At 54.8% G+C, this 15902-nt stretch carries 14 protein-coding genes; 6 read left to right on the top strand and 8 right to left on the bottom strand.

What is annotated here, in order from left to right; all coding sequences use genetic code 11:
* The first annotated feature begins 205 nt into the window (after positions 1 to 205).
* Complete coding sequence (locus AC6I8J_RS17605) at positions 206 to 1390, top strand: BaiN/RdsA family NAD(P)/FAD-dependent oxidoreductase (RefSeq protein ID WP_222924875.1); 1185 nt, start codon at positions 206 to 208, stop codon at positions 1388 to 1390.
* A 7-nt stretch (positions 1391 to 1397) separates the two neighbouring features.
* Here AC6I8J_RS17605 and AC6I8J_RS17600 read toward each other — a convergent pair whose 3' ends face one another.
* Entirely contained in the window at positions 1398 to 2384 is a 987-nt protein-coding gene (locus AC6I8J_RS17600) for an aldo/keto reductase (RefSeq protein WP_260059433.1), read from the bottom strand.
* A gap of 292 nt (positions 2385 to 2676) precedes the next feature.
* Here AC6I8J_RS17600 and AC6I8J_RS17595 point away from each other — a divergent pair, with 292 nt between their 5' ends.
* Together AC6I8J_RS17595 and AC6I8J_RS17590 are read left to right on the top strand one after the other, a co-directional pair.
* Entirely contained in the window at positions 2677 to 2874 is a 198-nt protein-coding gene (locus AC6I8J_RS17595) for an anti-sigma-F factor Fin family protein (RefSeq protein ID WP_161734151.1), read from the top strand.
* Position 2875: 1 nt separating this feature from the next.
* Positions 2876 to 3703 (top strand): hypothetical protein, encoded by an 828-nt coding sequence (locus tag AC6I8J_RS17590; RefSeq protein ID WP_161734125.1) that lies wholly within the window; start codon positions 2876 to 2878, stop codon positions 3701 to 3703.
* Between the two features lie 57 nt (positions 3704 to 3760).
* Here AC6I8J_RS17590 and AC6I8J_RS17585 read toward each other — a convergent pair whose 3' ends face one another.
* On the bottom strand, positions 3761 to 4780 hold the full coding sequence (locus AC6I8J_RS17585) for a LacI family DNA-binding transcriptional regulator (protein WP_161734127.1): 1020 nt from the start codon (positions 4778 to 4780) through the stop codon (positions 3761 to 3763).
* A 227-nt stretch (positions 4781 to 5007) separates the two neighbouring features.
* On the opposite strand from AC6I8J_RS17585, the gene AC6I8J_RS17580 reads away from it, so the two are divergent.
* Entirely contained in the window at positions 5008 to 5685 is a 678-nt protein-coding gene (locus AC6I8J_RS17580; protein ID WP_222924877.1) for an SDR family oxidoreductase, read from the top strand.
* A gap of 15 nt (positions 5686 to 5700) precedes the next feature.
* Here the strand turns inward: AC6I8J_RS17580 and AC6I8J_RS17575 are convergent, their stop codons facing one another.
* Complete coding sequence (locus AC6I8J_RS17575) at positions 5701 to 7089, bottom strand: sugar porter family MFS transporter (protein WP_161734131.1); 1389 nt, start codon at positions 7087 to 7089, stop codon at positions 5701 to 5703.
* A gap of 270 nt (positions 7090 to 7359) precedes the next feature.
* Here AC6I8J_RS17575 and AC6I8J_RS17570 point away from each other — a divergent pair, with 270 nt between their 5' ends.
* Positions 7360 to 8019: an epoxyqueuosine reductase QueH gene (locus AC6I8J_RS17570; RefSeq protein WP_150011223.1), complete on the top strand. Its 660-nt coding sequence runs from the start codon at positions 7360 to 7362 to the stop codon at positions 8017 to 8019.
* Here the strand turns inward: AC6I8J_RS17570 and AC6I8J_RS17565 are convergent, their stop codons facing one another.
* Complete coding sequence (locus AC6I8J_RS17565) at positions 8020 to 8520, bottom strand: helix-turn-helix domain-containing protein (protein WP_013359375.1); 501 nt, start codon at positions 8518 to 8520, stop codon at positions 8020 to 8022.
* Between the two features lie 347 nt (positions 8521 to 8867).
* Between AC6I8J_RS17565 and AC6I8J_RS17560 the strand changes: the two genes are divergently transcribed.
* Positions 8868 to 9890, top strand: a complete 1023-nt coding sequence (locus AC6I8J_RS17560) for an alpha/beta fold hydrolase (protein WP_222924878.1) — start codon at positions 8868 to 8870, stop codon at positions 9888 to 9890.
* A gap of 26 nt (positions 9891 to 9916) precedes the next feature.
* Here AC6I8J_RS17560 and AC6I8J_RS17555 read toward each other — a convergent pair whose 3' ends face one another.
* The 4 genes from AC6I8J_RS17555 to AC6I8J_RS17540 form a co-directional block, all read right to left on the bottom strand.
* Positions 9917 to 10885, bottom strand: coding sequence for a sensor domain-containing diguanylate cyclase (locus AC6I8J_RS17555; protein ID WP_222924879.1), 969 nt, complete (start codon positions 10883 to 10885; stop codon positions 9917 to 9919).
* Positions 10886 to 10988: 103 nt separating this feature from the next.
* The gene (hemB, locus tag AC6I8J_RS17550; protein WP_033734324.1) at positions 10989 to 11966 is read right to left on the bottom strand and encodes a porphobilinogen synthase; all 978 of its coding nucleotides are present in this window, start codon (positions 11964 to 11966) and stop codon (positions 10989 to 10991) included.
* Between the two features lie 127 nt (positions 11967 to 12093).
* Positions 12094 to 13599, bottom strand: coding sequence for a glycine betaine/L-proline transporter ProP (gene proP, locus AC6I8J_RS17545; RefSeq protein WP_161734137.1), 1506 nt, complete (start codon positions 13597 to 13599; stop codon positions 12094 to 12096).
* A gap of 426 nt (positions 13600 to 14025) precedes the next feature.
* Positions 14026 to 15633 carry an EAL domain-containing protein gene (locus AC6I8J_RS17540; RefSeq protein ID WP_222924880.1) on the bottom strand — a complete coding sequence of 536 codons (1608 nt, stop codon included), beginning with the start codon at positions 15631 to 15633 and terminating at the stop codon, positions 14026 to 14028.
* Positions 15634 to 15902: the final 269 nt, after the last annotated feature.

The raw sequence follows: 15902 nt of genomic DNA, 5'->3' as shown, positions 1-15902 counted from the left end.
ATTATCCGCGACAACGTGCTGTATGGGAAAGGAAAATATAGCGTTAATTTGACCTTTCGTCGTAAAGCTGAAGGGTAACTCAGCTAAAAAGGGTTAGATATTAAGCAGATACAATATGACACATTTACGGCAATTTTTTGACGCTGGCGTCTCGATGAGCAGATCACTACAATCTGCGCCTTTCCAGTTAAGTGAGTGAACCGCAGTGGAACAGTTTGACGTTATCATCATTGGTGCCGGCGCCGCCGGGCTGTTCTGTGCCGCCCAGGCCGGACAGCGAGGTCGCCGGGTGTTACTGCTGGATAACGGCAAAAAGCCGGGACGCAAGATTCTGATGTCTGGCGGTGGCCGCTGCAACTTCACCAATCTCTATACCGAACCAGCGGCCTATCTGTCGCACAATCCTCACTTCTGTAAATCGGCGCTGGCGCGTTATACCCAGTGGGATTTTATCGATCTGGTCAATCGTCATGGGATTGCCTGGCATGAGAAAACCCTGGGTCAGCTCTTCTGTGATGACTCGGCTCAGCAGATTGTCGATCTGCTGCTGGTCGAGTGTGACAAGGGCAATGTCACCCTGCGGCTGCGCAGTGAAGTGCTCAGCGTGGCGCGCGATGAAAGCGGCTACACCCTGCAGCTCAACGGCAGTACGGTTCAGGCGGAGAAGCTGGTCATCGCCAGCGGCGGTCTGTCGATGCCAGGCCTGGGCGCTTCGCCATTCGGCTACAAAATTGCAGAGCAGTTTGGCCTGAGCGTCTTTCCGACGCGCGCGGCGCTGGTGCCCTTTACCCTGCACAAGCCGCTGCTGGAGCAGCTGCAGACGCTGTCAGGCGTCGCGCTGGAAACCACGATTGACGCGCAGGATGGCACCCGCTTCAAAGAGGCGATGCTCTTTACCCATCGCGGCCTGTCCGGTCCGGCGGTGCTGCAAATCTCCAGCTACTGGCAGCCGGGTGAATTCGTCACTATCGATCTGTCGCCCGCCACGCCGCTTGAGGCGTTTCTGACGGCGCAGCGTGAAGCACACCCGAATCTCAGCCTGAAGAACAGCCTGGCGAAAATTCTGCCGAAGCGTCTGGTGGAAGTCTTACAGGGGCTGAAGGTGGTGCCGGATATCACCCTGAAGCAGCTCAACAGCAGACAGCAAACCGAACTGGCGCAGACGCTGCACGCCTGGCGCATCCAGCCAAACGGCACAGAGGGCTATCGTACGGCCGAAGTGACGCTGGGTGGCGTGGATACGACGCAGCTCTCCTCGAAAACGATGGAGGCGCGTGCAGTGCCGGGGCTTTACTTTATTGGCGAAGTAGCCGATGTCACCGGCTGGCTGGGTGGCTATAACTTCCAGTGGGCGTGGAGTTCTGCCTGGGCCTGTGCCCAGGCGTTGTAACGCGCGTTTACCAGCGCTGATGCACGTGAGGCGCGATCTTCTCCTGATAGATCTGCTTCAGCGCCGCCATCGTCTCCTCAGAGAGCGCATCGATATCACTGGCGCGGGCATTGGCTTCAGCCTGTTCACGGTTTTTTGCGCCAGGGATGACCACGCTGACATCCTCGTTCATCAGGATCCAGCGCAGCGCAAACATCGCCATGGTGGTGTCGCCCGTCACAAAGCGGCGAATCTCCTCAACCGCTTCCAGCGCCACCTCATACGGCACGCCGGAGAAAGTCTCGCCCTTATCAAACGCTTCACCATTACGGTTAAAGGTGCGATGGTCGTCAGCGGCAAACACGCTGTCGGCACGCATTTTGCCGGTCAACAGGCCTGACGCCAGCGGTACGCGGGCGATAATCGCCACATCCCGGCGTTTCGCCTCACGCAGCAACAGTTCTGCCGGACGCTGGCGGAAAATGTTGTAGATCAGCTGAATCGACGAGACGTTGGGAAATTCCAGTGCCTTCAGGCCTTCTTCGACTTTCTCAACGGAAACGCCGTAGTGACGGATTTTACCGGCCGCCACCATCTCATCCATCACCGCAAACACATCCGGGTTGTAATAGACCTCGGTCGGCGGGCAGTGCAGCTGCACCAAATCCAGCGTCTCAGTCTGCAGATTTTCCCGTGAACGATCGATAAAGGCGTTGAGGTTTTCGGCGTTGTAGCCTTCTGCCACGTGCGGTGAAAGGCGACGCCCCAGCTTGGTGGCGACAAACGGGCGTTCTCCGCCGCGCTGATTCAGTACCTCTGCGATAATCTTTTCGGAACGGCCATCGCCATAGACATCGGCGGTATCAATAAAGGTGATGCCCGCATCCAGCGCGGCGTTCAGCGCGGCTTTGGCATCCTCTATGCTCACTTCTCCCCAGGTTCCGCCAATGGCCCATGCGCCAAAGCCAATTTCAGAGACGCGCTGACCGGTACGGCCCAGTTTTCGTAATTTCATGCAAACCTTCCTCGATGCGTTTCAGACAGGGTGACAGAAAAGGGCTAACCATTGAGCTTAGCGCTTTCCGGCGGAGAGGCGCTTTAACGTTGTCGCACACCAGACGGGTAAAAATACAATGCTGCTACGGCAGGCTGCTGGTTACGTTGAAGATTTCAGCGAAAAGCAGCTCAAGCTGGATAGATACCGCTTCGCTAATTAATTGATTTTAAGAAATTTCACCTGAAATTAAACAGGCGAGAGTGTGGATTCCATCACATACTTCAACTTTCAGGCCAACAATGGGATCGCTATGTTTAAATTTGTTAAGTCGGTCTTCGCCAGTCCCGAGAAGTTCCTGCAGATCATGACCCGTCAGGATATCAACGACTCGATCGCAGAAGGTGAGCGCATCATTATTGATGAAAACGGCAATATCGCGGTCAACACGCTGAGCGAGGAAGTCCAGGAAGATTTCGCCCGCCACGTGAATATGTTAAAGGGAGTGTGAGGTGGGTACCGCAATATTTATGGTGTTGATGGTCAGTGGTTACTGGTACACCAGCCGTGATTTGAATAGCCGCTTTAAAATCCGTCGTTCGTCGGGCTGGGATGTCTATTTCCTGGTCGCGCTTTACGGTTGTATTTTTGTGCTCCAGGGTGTCTTTGCGACCGGTATCGTCTGGTTACTGCTGCTCTGTATCTCCGGCATTGCCAACGCTGTCCAGATGATCCCCGGCGTTCATCTGAAGTGGCAGGTGGAGTTTATGAACTGGAGCTTCCTGGGCATCCAGGCTCCGGTGGTGATCATGCTCGCCTTTGCCATTCTGCTCTGTCTCTATCGCTCAAACTGGGCAGGCAGCGCAAGACTGAATGTCTCCGGTCGTAAAGACCTCTATCAGCGACTGTCACGCTCTAATGGCGTGGAGCAACTGCTGTTTCAGTGCATGGAAGAGGGCGAACTGGCGTGGATTACGCTGAAGTCGCGCCGCATCTACATCGGCATGGTTCATGCCTCGACCTTCGAATATGAAAGCACCAAAAACATCGTGCTGATCCCGATGCTGAGTGGCTATCGCGACAGTAAGACGCTGAAGCTGGCGGTAGAGCATAACTATAGCAAATGGTACGCCGAGCACGAGATTACGCTCGACTCGAAGCCCAAAGATGCGATGTCGTTCCGAAAAGTGATCATGGTGGACCAGATTGAGAGTCTGTCACTGTTTGATCCGGCCAGTGCCACGGCGCTTTCGATGGGACATCCGCAGGAAGTGGAGAAGAGTCAGGGGAATGATGACGATGACAGCCCGGATGATGAAAGCCGGGACGCGCAGGATTAAAAAGCCCGATCGGTTTCCCCTGATGATGTGACTTCATCAGGGGAAACCAATCCCACCTCACACCATATTTTCCGCCGTAAACAGCCGAAACGCCACTTTGCCCGCCTGATACACATCCGGCTGATAGCCGGTTTCGAGATAACTCAGCATCAGATCAATCGCTAAACGGGCATGCTGCTGGGCATGCTGATCCAGGGTAAAGGCCACTTCATCGTTCAGCAGTAGCTGGCGGGTGACATCATAAAGCTCATGGGTGATGTAGGTGCATTTACCCAGCAACTGGTGGGCGCGCAGGGTGTCGCTGACATCACTATTTCCCATGCCGGTGTTATAGACCCCTGCAACTGCCTGCGACGGACGCAGATGGCGGGCCAGCTCACTGCGGATGGTTTCCCGCTGATCCTGACCCGACAGCACCTCACGCAGATGACGCAGTGGCGCACGCTGCTCCATGGCTTCACGGAAGCCAGCGATACGCTGACGGTGGGCGCGATAATCAAAGCGGCCGCTGACCATCAGAATATCGCCGGGCTGGTTCAGGGTTTTACTCATCAGCAGGCCTGCGGTGCGGCCTGCCTGATACTGGTCGATGCCAACATGACACAGGCGGTCAGCGTCGGGCAGATCGGTGACGATGGTGATCACCGGCACATTGCGGCTGCGGCACAGCGCCAGGGCGCGATAGACAGGTGGCGAGTCGTGCGCAAACACAATGATGCCGTCACGGTTACTGCTGCAGGCGATAATGCTTTGCGCCAGCTGCTCAGGCTGCGCTTCGGCCACCAGCGTTTTGTGCAGCTTCAGGCGGCGATAGCCAAGCTGACTGGCGATCTCGCTGAAACAGGTGGTGAGCTGCTGAAAAAAGGATGAGCCGTTATTGCTGAGAAAGACTTCGATTTGCCAGGGATGCTGATACTCCTCTGGCAGCAGACGCCGGAGTCCCGCTTCGCGCGCGGCTTTCAGGACTTTGCGGCTGGTCTCCAGCGAGACGCCGCCGCGCTCATTCAGCACCCGGTCGACCGTCGCAATCCCGACGCCCGCCATTTTTGCCACCACCTCTAAGGTGAGCTTTTTCATTCAGACTCCACGCGTAAACGGGGCTTAGCTGCTGCCTGCCAGACTGTTTATCTCTTCTAACCGGTTAAAAGTAAAAGATAAAGCGATTTAATGATGGAAAACCATCAATGGCATTGCGCCATGAGCTTTTACCCTCAGTGCGGTCGTCAGGTTAAAAAGCACAGCGGGCCGCTGTCCGGACGGAAATACCGTTAAGCTTGTAGCGAGACAATTAACGAGGAGTGAATATGGCGCAGCAAAAAGAAGTTCTGATTATTGGTGCATCACGCGGTATCGGTCTGGCGGTCGTGCAGGCGTTTGCCGGTGAGGGCTGGCAGGTCACGGCCACCCATCGCAGCGGCGTTCCGGAGCAGGGCAACAAGCCAGGTATCGACTGGCAGGCGCTCGATATGACCGACGCATCGGCGGTTCAACAGCTTGCCGGCCAGCTCAGTGGCAAATCGTTCGATGCGATTCTGATCAATGCCGGGATTTCCGGGCCTTCGCACCAGAAGGTGTCGCAGAGTAACGATCAGGAGCTGGCGCAGCTGTTCCTGACTAATGCGATAGCACCGGTTCGCAGCGCAGAGATTCTGCTGCCGCTGCTGAAGCCGGAGGGCGTACTGGCGCTGACCTCATCCCAGCTCGGCAGCCTGAATGAAAATCCGGACGCGCAGATGCCGATTTACTCGGCCAGCAAAGCTGCACTGAATATGCTGAGCCGCACGCTGACCCCCGCAGTTGAAGCACAGAACGGGACGCTACTGACGCTGCATCCCGGCTGGGTAAAAACAGATATGGGCGGCGAGAGTGCGCCGCTGACGGCAGAAGAGAGTGCGGCCGGTATCGTTCGGCAGTTAACCCAGTGGGGCGGACGCGGGGGCCATCACTACGTCGATTACGCCGGCCAGCAGCTGCAGTGGTAAGCTGAAACGGGGCGGTTACGCCCCGATGTCCCGCAGTGCCTTACCCTTCATCAGGTTGCGTTCAATATGCTCCAGCGTCACATGTTTGGTCTCAGGTACCAGCATCATGGTCAGCACGATAAACACCAGATTGAGTGCACCGTAGAACCAGAAGGTGTTGGCGTTCCCCAACTGATCCAGCATCGTCAGGAAGGTCGCACCCACAATCATGTTGCCGACCCAGTTGGTGGTGGTGGAAGCAGTAATGCCGAAGTCACGCCCTTTCAGCGGCTGAATCTCTGAACAGAGCAGCCAGATCACCGGTCCGGCCGCCATCGCAAAACCAACGATAAACATCAGCAGCATCGCGACCGCAAAGTATTTGCGGAAATCCGTTTCGACGCCGATGTGCAGCAGCGTGCCCAGCACGCCCATGCCCACCGCCATCACCAGAAAACTGGTGGTCAGCATCGGCTTGCGACCCCAGCGATCGACAAAAAAGATGGCAATCAGCGTGGCCAGCATGTTGACCAGCCCGACAATCACCGTGCCCCACATCTGCTCACTGGTGCTGGAGAAACCGGCAATATTGAAGATTTTAGGGGCGTAATACATCACCACATTCATCCCGGTAAACTGCTGCATCACCTGTAGCAGCATCCCCAGCCACACCGCGCGGCGAAAATTGCCATTAGAGCGGAACAGCGACCAGCCGCGCTGTTTCACCTGCAGACTTTCACGGATCTCTTCCAGCTCCTCCCGCGCCTGTTCGCTGCTGTTACGCAGCCGATCCAGCACGCGCTGTGCCTCGTTAAAGCGTCCGTGCGCTGCCAGCCAGCGCGGACTGTTGGGCAAAAACAGCACGCCGATAAACAGGATTACTGCCGGAATAGCGATAACGCCGAGCATTGCGCGCCAGTTGCCACTGTAGCTGAACGCGGTGTCGGAGAGATAAGCGACCACGATGCCGGTAGTCAGCATCAGCTGATACATCGAAATCATTGAGCCACGAATACGTTCCGGCGCAATCTCCGCCAGATAGAGCGGCGCGGTGTAAGAGGCGATGCCTACCGCCAGCCCCAGCATCACACGGGCACAGACCAGCGACTCTACATCGGGTGAAAAGGCGGACCAGAGCGAACCAATGACGAACAGCGTCGCGCCCGCCAGCATACTTTTCTTACGTCCCAGCTTTGAGGACATCCAGCCCGCCGCCAGCGCACCCAGCGCCGCACCAAACATCATCGAACTCACCACCCACTCCTGCTGATGGTTGGTAATCTGCAAATCCTTCGCCAGGAACGGCAAGGCCCCCGCGATGACGCCGATATCCAGACCAAACAGCAGGCCGGACAGCGCCGCCATAAAACAGACGAACCAGGTAAAACGGTTCTGATGATTTCCTGATTTTTTAGCCGCGGCCATGCGAGTCTCCTTGCAGTGATTCAGTGTCAATATTGTTAATGTTATGTAAACATAGTCGATATCAATGTGGGTCCGATCACACTTCAGCTTATCGCTGGGGGCGCACAACATGGCTGCGAAAAGAAAGCATCAGAGATCAGCAGGTTGATGCAGAAACGGGAAACCGCAGCAGGGCACGAATACGCAAAGCAGCCTGCATCAGGTCAGATTTTGCAACTGACCGCCTGCGGCATTACACTTCCGCCTTTCTGCTATTGATTGAAGGTGCTTATGTCTGAACCTTTCCAGCGTCAGCCGCTACCCTTGCCGGGCGGTCATAAAAAAGTTTTACTGCACTCCTGCTGCGCACCCTGTTCGGGGGAAGTGATGGAAGCGATGCTGGCCTCCGGCATTGAATACACCATCTATTTCTACAACCCGAATATTCATCCGCTCAAAGAGTATGAGCTGCGCAAAGAGGAGAATATTCGTTTTGCCGAGAAATTTGGCGTGCCGTTTGTCGATGCTGACTATGACCGGGATAACTGGTTTGAGCGGGCGCGCGGGCTGGAGTGGTCACCGGAACGGGGTGAACGCTGCACCATGTGCTTCGATATGCGCTTTGAGCGCACGGCACTCTATGCCCATGAGAACGGATTCCCGGTAATGACCAGTTGTCTGGGTATTTCACGCTGGAAAGATATGAAGCAGATTAATAGCTGTGGTGTCCGTGCAGCGGCGGCGTATCCGGATCTGATGTACTGGGATTTTAACTGGCGTAAAGGTGGCGGATCGGCGCGCATGATTGAAATCAGTAAGCGCGAAAGTTTCTATCAGCAGGAATATTGCGGCTGCGTCTATTCACTGCGCGACACCAATCGTCATCGCGTCACCCAGGGACGTGAGCGTATTAAGATTGGTGTGCAATATTATCAGCCGGATGAATCCTGATTAACTGATATCGCAGAAAGCATCTGCCTGCGCATAGCCGCGCGCTGAGCGCGTAACAGGCCGGACTGTTACGCCACAGCTCTGCTTTATGCTTCCTGGCCGTACGTAGCTGCACAGCGCGCAGGGGTCGTCAACGTCGGCCATCTGCTGCTTCGCTTCTTCACTCATCAGACGTTTACGGCAGGCGCTTGGCGTGCAGCCCATAATCTGCTTAAACGAGCGGGTAAAAGATTGCTGGCTTTCAAAATGGTATTTCAGTGCCAGGCTGATGATTGGCGTGCGGCTGTTTTTTAAATCATTCACACTGGCGTTAAGTTTTTTCTTACGAATATAGCGCGCCAGTGTTTCATTATGATAACGGGCAAAGAGTTTCTGTAAATACCATTTCGAATACCCGGCTTTTTCTGCAATATCATCCACGCTTAAACGCTGGTCGAGATTATTATTAATCCACTCAGTAATTGAGACGATCACGCTTTCGTTATATCTGTTTTCTTTCATGGCTGTTCTCCCCTGTTTAATTAAGAGGAATTATGAATTATTTATCTTAATGTGCTTATTCTTTGCGTAAAGTTCTTTCAGTATTTGAATCGTTATCTCTGAAGAGATTCATATGAACAGCAGTTATTAATAAAAAGCATGAATTGTAATTGGTTTGTTGGTAATTACAGGCGAGGGATACTCGATCCTGGGCGAATAACAATAAACGCGAGCATATGATTTGGCTTTCGGCCTCGCAGCTAACGCAGCCAGCGTCGATGACATCAACGTCATAGCACGGACCATCAATAGATTTTCTGCCGCGACATGCCAGGCTTACGACTTACCTTTAACCTGGAGAACCCTGGATGAGCCCGACATACGTGTTGAAAAAACCGCTTGCCGCTTTGCTCACCTCGCTGGCTTTATTTGCGCATGCACCTGCCAGTGCCGCTGGTGTGTATGGCGAACAGCTGGAAGGATTTCATTACCCCTATCCTCTGCAGCATTTCGATTTTCAGTCCCAGCAGCAACCGCTGAGTATGGGCTATATGGATGTGAAACCGGCGCAGCGTGCCAACGGCGAAACCGTGGTGCTGATGCACGGTAAAAACTTCTGTGGCGCAACGTGGGAAGAGACCATTCGCGCGCTGACTCAGCAGGGATATCGCGTTATCGCGCCCGACCAGATTGGCTTCTGCAGCTCGACCAAGCCAGCCAGTTACCAGTACAGCTTTCAGCAGCTGGCAGATAACACCCATCAGCTGCTCGCCCGGCTGGGTGTAGAGAAGGCAGTGATTATCGGTCACTCCACGGGCGGAATGCTGGCAACGCGTTATGCGCTGATGTACCCGGAACAGACGCAGAAGCTGGTGCTGGTCAACCCGATTGGGCTGGAGGACTGGAAAGCCAAAGGCGCACCGTGGCGTTCGGTGGATCAGTGGTATCAGCGCGAACTGAAACTCAGCGCGGAGGGCATTAAGAAGTATGAGCAGCAGACCTACTATGTCGGGCGCTGGAAACCTGACTATGACAAGTGGGTCGATATGCTGGCCGGGCTCAACAGCGGGCCGGGACATCAGAAAGTGGCGTGGAACTCCGCGCTTATCTACGACATGATTTTCACGCAGCCGGTATTGTATGAATTTGGCGCTCTGAACGTGCCCACCACGCTGATGATCGGCACCTCAGACACCACAGCCATCGGCAGTGATATCGCTTCTGCAGACGTGAAAGCCCGGCTGGGGAATTATGCGGTGCTGGGGAAAGAGACCGCAGAACGTATTCCGGGCGCGCGCTTAATTGAATTTCCCGGTATGGGACACGCGCCGCAAATGGAAGAACCGGCAAAGTTTAACCAGGCGCTGCTCAACGATCTGGGCCGGCCCTGAAGGGTCAGGTGCTGCGGCACCTGATCTCAAACCGCTACGCGTTTCTGCTTCTTCCTGAGGTACATCTGCTCATCGCTGTCGTGCAGCAACTGCTCCAGCGACTGTGGATGCGCCGCGTCAAACTCCACCACGCCAGACGAGAATTGCAGACGATAACGACGATTCAGACTGACTGACTGCTGTTGCAGATAACGGTCAAACTGCGCGAGCAATGCTTCGCTCTGCTGCTGCTGCAGGCCGTTGAACAGCACCACGAACTCATCGCCGCCCAGACGGGCAAACAGATCGGAGTGCTTAAACACCACCTTCATCGCATCGGCAAAGTCCATCAGCGCGCGGTCGCCTTCACGGTGGCCCAGCGAGTCGTTAATCTGCTTAAATTTGTCGAGATCGAGAAAGGTCAGGCAGGCGGGCCGGTTTTTCATCCGGCACTCATTCAGCACCATCTGCCCCAGCGTCATAAAGCCGCGGCGATTGGTAATCTGGGTCAGCTCATCACAGGTGGCGGTCTGAAAGGCGACCAGTTCCGCTTCAGCCATCGCGGCCAGGTCACGCATCGTGGCCTGATCCTCTTCATTAAACTGGCGCGGTTCACGGCCAATAATACAGAGCGTGCCCATTTTGGCACCGCCCGGCGCACGCAGGGGACAGCCGGCATAAAAGCGAATGTGCGGCTCACCGGTTACCAGCGGATTATCATAAAAACGCGCATCTTTTTGCGCATCTTCAACGATCATGATCTCATCCTGAAGAATGGCGTGGCCGCAAAATGAGATGTTGCGGGGCGATCCTTTAGGTTCATAGCCCTGAGCGGATTTAAACCACTGATGGTCAGCTTCCAGCAGGCTGACTAACGCGATAGGAACGTCATACAGGCGGCGCGCCAGGCGGGTTAAACGATCAAACCGCTCCTCCGCTGGCGTGTTCATTATGTTCAGCGCACGCAACTGCGATAAACGTTGTGCCTCGTCGGCAGGGATTTCAGGTGCTTTCATCTCAGAGACCTTTATTGTTTTAGCTGAAGCCAGGTTCTGGTGTTTGCCTTACGGCGAAGAAGAAGAGCGTGGCATAGCAACCACGCTCTTTATGAGGAGGGGATCAGAGCACTTTTTGTTCTGCGAGATCAAGGGCGAAATAGCTGAAAATCAGGTCCGCACCGGCGCGTTTAATCGCACCGAGGCTTTCCAGCACCACATTGCGCTCATCAATGGCACCGGCCTGCGCGGCAAATTTGATCATCGCGTATTCGCCACTCACCTGATACGCCGCCAGCGGCAGTTCGGTACGTTCACGAATGTCGCGCAGGATATCCAGATAGGCACCTGCCGGCTTCACCATCAATGAATCCGCGCCCTGAGCCGCATCAAGCAGCGATTCACGGATCGCTTCACGACGGTTCATCGGGTTCATCTGGTAGGTTTTACGGTCGCCTTTCAGCGCCGTTCCGGCGGCTTCACGGAACGGGCCGTAAAACGATGAAGCGAATTTGGTGGAGTAGGACATGATAGCGGTCTGGGTAAAGCCCGCCGCGTCCAGTGCCCGGCGAATCGCCTCAACCTGACCATCCATCGCCGCTGACGGCGCAATGAAATCCGCACCGGCTGCGGCGGCAACCACCGCCTGTTTACCCAGATTTGCCAGGGTTGCATCGTTATCGACACCATGATCGCAGAGCACGCCACAGTGACCGTGGCTGGTGTATTCGCAGAAGCAGGTGTCAGACATCACAATCATTTCCGGCACGGTGTCTTTGCAGATGCGGGACATGCGTGCCACCAGACCGTTTTCGTTCCAGGCATCGCTGCCGGTCGCGTCGGTATGGTGCGAAATACCAAAGGTCATCACCGAGCGAATGCCCGCTTTGGCGATGCGCTCAATCTCATAGGCGAGACGTTTTTCCGGAATACGCATCACGCCAGGCATCGCCTGAATCGCTTTGTAATCGTCGACTTCTTCTTCAACAAAGATAGGCAGAGCCAGATCGTTCAGGCTCAGAGAAGACTCCTGGAACATTTCACGCATTGAAGCGCTGGCGCGCAATCGTCTTGGGCGCTGGATAAGGGAATAATCAGACATTTTCATTCTTAAGCAGGTGAAAAAAGTGGCTACAGTTTACTCTCTTTGTCTGCGAGGCATGAAGGTTTGTGTGCGGTAATAAGAGGGGAAAAGAACTCTCCCGCCGGGCGGCGGGAGAGCAGAACGATTACTCGTTGATATCCGGATGCTGCTGCACCAGGTTTTTACGTTTCGCTTCCAGGCGGGCAATCTCTTCGTCGATATCTTCGATTTTGTGCTCGATGTTATCGTGATGCTCCTGCAGGATTTCGCGCGCTTCTTCCATGTCTGAGGCGGCCGGCGTGGCACCTTTCAGTGGCTTGTTCGCCGTCTCTTTCATGAACAGACCGGTAATCAAACCAATCACCGCGACCACCATCAGATAGTAGGCTGGCATGTAGAGGTTGTTGGTGGTTTCTACCAGCCAGGCCGCCAGCGTTGGCGTCAGACCGGCAACCAGTACCGAGATGTTAAACGCACTCGCCAGCGCACTGTAGCGGATGTGCGTCGGGAACATCGCAGGCAGTGACGAGGCCATCACACCGGTAAAGGCGTTGAGGATCACCGCCATCAGCAGCAGACCACCAAAAATCAGGCCCAGCACGCCACTGTTGATCATCATGAAGGCGGGAATCGCGAAGACCAGCAGGGCGATACTGCCGATGATGATAAACGGACGGCGGCCGAAACGGTCACTCATCATGCCGATCATCGGCTGAACAAACAGCATACCAATCATGATGGCGATGATAATCATCACGCCGTGATCTTCGCTGTAATGCAGGTTGTGCGACAGGTAGCTCGGCATGTACGTCAGCAACATGTAGTAGGTGACGTTCGTGGCGATAACCAGACCGATACAGGAGAGCAGGCTGCGCCAGTGTTTGGTCGCAATCTCTTTAAATGAAACCTGCGGACCATCCTGCAGGCCTTCACGGTCGCCCTGTTCCAGTTTGTCCACATGCTGCTGGAATGCCGGGGTCTCTTCCAGCGCATGGCGCAGGTAAAGACCGATGATGCCCAGCGGCAGCGCGACGAAGAACGGCAGACGCCAGCCCCACTCAAGGAAGCGCTCTTCCCCGATAATAGAGGAAATCAGCACGACCAGGCCCGCGCCGAGCACAAAGCCCGCAATCGAACCGAAGTCGAGCCAGCTTCCCATAAAGCCGCGTTTACGGTCAGGCGAATATTCGGCCACAAAGATAGACGCACCGGTATATTCACCGCCTACCGAGAAGCCCTGTGCCATCTTGGCTAACAGCAGCAGAATCGGTGCCCAGATGCCGATGGAGGCATAGGAGGGTATCAGGCCGATACAGAACGTACTGACCGACATGATGATGATGGTGATAGAGAGAATTTTCTGACGACCATATTTGTCGCCCAGCATACCGAAGAACAGACCACCTAGCGGACGGATCAGGAAGGGGACAGAGAAGGTACCCAGCGCGGCGATCATCTGCACGCCTGGTGATGCATCCGGGAAGAAGACTTTACCCAGTGCATAGGCCACAAAGCCATAAACACCGAAGTCGAACCACTCCATCGCGTTCCCCAGAGAGGCCGCGGTGATGGCTTTACGTAAACGGGCATCATCGATGATAGTCACATCATCGATCCCAATTGGTTTTACACGCTTCCTACGCAATTTCATAGAATTACCCTGTAATGGAACACGAAAGTCCTCAACGGCGCGAGCCGCGGTGAGTCATCAGACCGCTGCGTTGAGAAATTTAAGCATAGCTTCAAATAAGCGCGGTTTACGCGCTCACTGACACAATAATTACTGTTGTGATTATTGCGAACAGCGACAGAGTATACCGTTTTTGTGTGATATCTGTCATGTTTGGGCTACATACAGGCTATTTTTACCACTGATGCGGCTGATTAGCTGCGAAAAAAATTATCACGCTGCGTGACAACCGCCGTTTTTTTCAGCAAATTGAGGGTGATGCGCGGCGATACCGACGCCGCAGGTGGTTATTCGCTATACAGAGCCGGATGGCAGTAAGCCAGGCGGCTTAACAAAGACGCTTAGACGCCGATATTGCGCGGCGAGTCTGTTAAGTTCAGGGGCGGTTCAGAGGCTGACTGTCTGATGAGTCTCAGAGGCATGATCCGCTTTAACCGGCTGTTCGCCCTGCCTGGCGAGCCAGGCGATCAGCGCCGCGTTGTCCATCGGGCGGGCATAATAATAGCCCTGGATAAAGACTACGCCGCGCCGATGCAGATAGCTGAACTGCAATGCGTTTTCGACGCCTTCCCCCAGGACTTCCAGCTCAAGCTCATGACTGAGCTGAATGATTGCATCCAGTACCGGGGTTCTGCCCTCCAGGGATTCAATCGCGTTGATAAAGCCGCGATCGATCTTCAGATAATCCATCGTAAAGGTCTGTAAATAACTCAGCGAACAGTGACCGGTACCAAAATCATCAATCGCGACTTTCATTCCGCAACCGCGCAGCTGCTCCAGTTTGCGTGCTACCTCAACGCCGTCTTTGATCAGGCTGCGTTCGGTCAGCTCCAGGGTAATCAGGAACTGCTTCTCTTTTACCCGCCCGGCGAAGTGCAGCATATCGTCGACAAAATCCGGATGCTGCAGATGATCGGCCGCTACATTGATAGCCAGATGGAAGCCTGGCTCAACCTGCCACGCCTGCACATCCGCTGCAATTAAATCGAGCAGATGACGGGTCAGCGGCACAATCATGCCTTCCGCTTCAGCGGCACCGATAAAAATATCGGGCCGGATCCCGTTACCGTCCGGTGTTGTCCAGCGCAGCAGTGCCTCTGCGCCGCTGCAGCGCTGCTGTCGGTTGTCATAGACGGGCTGATAGTGCGCCCTGAACTGGCCGCTGGCGATGGCCCGTCGAATCTCATCGCGCCAGGAAATACGCCGTTGCAGCCAGTTCGCCATCAGCATCATCAGCAGAATAGAGAAAATTATCGCCATCGGCATGATGATCAACATCACCTGACGCCATGCCGAGATCAGCTCAGAGGGTGAGGCAATAAGGGTGACAGAGAGCGGATATCGACTGGAGCCGGCCTGATAAATCAGCGGTTCAAACCAGCCGGACAGGGCGATTTGCGGATCGCCAAACGAGATCGGCGCGCCGTCGTTAAACTCCATGCTGAAATGATAGAGATGGGTGCTGCTGATAGCGCGCATAAAATCGATGAGATACTGGCCATCAATCACTGCCCAGAATCCCTCACCATCGGGCAGATCGCGCATAAAAATCACTGCGGGACGATCCGGCACACCTGTGGTTCCTGCAATCGACAGGCTCCACCAGGCTTTTCCGGTGACCGGCGCGTCACGCATGATCATATCGCTCAGAGAACCCGGTTTTGTACCATAGGCTGAAGAGCAGGCAATTCTGTTTTCTTCCATCTTACCGACGGCGCGAAAATAGGGATTCAGCGAACCGATGCGCTGCAACTGGTTTTCAATCTGGCGGCACGACTGATGCTGAAACTGGCGCAGCTCAGTAATCATATCCCACGCGCTGTCGCTCATTCTCTCGGCCTGAGATAATAGGGTGTTTGCCGCGCTCACCTGCTGCTGCCGAACGGTATGGCGCGCATCAAGGGCGGTGAAAAAAATGCCAATAATCAGAGGCAGCACACCGGAGATAATAATCACCAGCCTGGCGTAGTCGCGTTTTCGTTTTAGTAGCGGCACCGCTAAATCCTCTGGATATTATTGGTATTATACGGAGGGGCTAATCAGTGGCGCAGCATAGCATTTCTCCGGGCGGTGCAGATTAGCGTTTTTGCCATCAACTGAACTGACTCAGGTCAATTATCGACCAGACTTTGCATTTAATGACAGGTTGTTTTGCCTTTATTGGTATTCAGCAAAAAAATCAGATGAGCAGGGACGACAGGCGCGGCAAAAGGGCGAATCACTTGCGGTAGCCCGGGGAGACCCTGGCCCGCCTGAGAGCGGGC

It is taken from the genome of Pantoea sp. X-Soil-ISGK-355 (assembly GCF_059730805.1).
Note: the sequence above shows the minus strand (reverse complement) of the source record. Positions and strands in the feature narration are given on the sequence as shown.